Origin of the sequence: Methanosarcina baikalica (assembly GCF_031461075.1) — an archaeon.
Classification (GTDB): Archaea; Halobacteriota; Methanosarcinia; order Methanosarcinales; family Methanosarcinaceae; genus Methanosarcina; species Methanosarcina baikalica.
In genome coordinates, this window is record NZ_JAVKPK010000138.1 from 1 (window position 1) to 1,783 (window position 1,783).

At 39.0% G+C, this 1,783-nt stretch carries 1 protein-coding gene; it reads right to left on the reverse strand.

The genetic code is table 11. The features are described from left to right. Window positions 1-230: 230 nt before the first annotated feature. On the reverse strand, window positions 231-1,442 hold the full coding sequence (locus RG963_RS16385) for a hypothetical protein (RefSeq protein WP_310577347.1): 1,212 nt from the start codon (window positions 1,440-1,442) through the stop codon (window positions 231-233). Window positions 1,443-1,783 lie beyond the last annotated feature (341 nt).

The window sequence follows — 1,783 nt, forward strand, 5'->3', positions numbered from 1 at the left end:
AATTATTAGTATAATCTTTGTAAATAACCTTCAAAGCCATAGCTTTAGTGGGCACCTTCCTGGTAGGGTAGAAGAAGTATTAGCTAGATATCTGATCTTCCATCCATTTGTTAAACGCATTGACAAAAGCGAGAGTTAGTAGGATAAGTAGCCTGCTAACTCTCAAAGAACCAAAACCGAAACCGTAGGTAACAGTATTAAGAGTTTATCTGGTACCGGTATCATTCGCTTTAATTATTCGCCTTTAATTGGTAAAAATGGTATGCGTACGGTTTCCAGGTATCTTTTATGGTTCCATTATCAACATTCACGGTTCTGTTCTCCCATAAGACATCATACGTTCCGTTTGGCACGCCGTTAATTGTTGCATTATTTGCCTTACTGTTTGCTTCAGTAAAATCAAGCATACTTGACGATGCAACTAATTCTCTACCGTCTGCATCAGTAAATATATAGGCAGTAACCGCATCGATTGTGCCACCTGGATCTGAAGTTATATTTGTCCTGCCGCTAGTTACGTTTGTTGTCAGAAGTTTCCGGTTGCCGTTCATAATCCAGGGCCAAACCTGTTCATATCTCGGCCTAAAGTTAGCCCATCCGGTATAGCTTGGAGTACCTGCTGCGTATTTATAAGCATATGAAAAAACACCCTGCGCTCCACCTAAAATTCCCATCACAATCTGACTTTCATGACGATCAGCCACTTTTTGCACAGTACTCAAATCCGGATCGGAAGCATTCACCTCAATAGCCTGACCAAATGCTTCTGTTGTTACATATACTGTTCTTCCTGCATTTTTCCAATTAGGAGCATTGGCGATAAGATTACCATATACCCAAGCATGTGGACGTTCAGGATGAAATTTTGTGTAAGTAGTGAAATAACAGACATCCAGCCCTGGAATAAATTTTTCATTATCAGGTCCAGTCTGCATATCACCTAAATAATCTCCAGCAACAGCATTGGGGAAGTATTTCTTCATAGCCGTGCGCATGGTGATAAGCGTTGAAGGACTTCCTTCCTCGTCAGGGAAATATACACCATAGAAATCATTATCAGTAACACCCCTATCCTTTATTGATTTCCAGAAGCTTTCAGAAGCCATTTGTGGGCCGCTAGTAGCTACGAAATATTTTGAAATTCCCAACTGTTTGCCTTTATTAACGTTATCAACAAACTGTTGTGGAGTTATAGAAGTTCTCCATCCAAGGTGAACAAGCGTAGCAGCATCTGTTAAAAATTGAGTACCAGTTTCCCATCCCATCATCCCATATGCCGGGGCGGTACCACGCGGATACGGAAATTCATTATTTGTCGATGAGTCATTATGCGAAGCATTTTGTTCGCTGGATGCCAGTGCAGCAGATGAGCCAAAAATCAAAAAACAAACCAGGAATACTGAAGTCAAAAATGTGAAGTATAAATTATCTTTATTTTTCATCTATTTCCATCCCCCATTTTCCATCTTCTATTTGGCCATGTATTTGAGTTATTCAGTGATCTTTATAATTATGAGATAATATTTATAATTACAGGTGCATGCTCTATTGATAAGAGCCTTTCAGAAAAGTTAACAATGGCATGTTGTAAAAGCTGGTAGTTCCTAATATTCGGTGGGTCTTATTTCCAAAATGAGTTTAGTACTTTTCAGTGTTTTTGTTTCTCAACTCTGTGAAGTTCACGGGAGCAGATTTGCTTCGTGCATGAAAATGCAAACATTCGTTACATTAAACGCTAAAGTTCCAGCAGAGATATTGTTTTATGTATGTAAGGATAATTCAT

Bases quoted from the DNA above. Each gene is read 5' to 3' on its own strand.
- RG963_RS16385 (WP_310577347.1), bottom strand. From the start codon at position 1,442: ATGAAAAATAAAGATAATTTATACTTCACATTTTTGACTTCAGTATTC.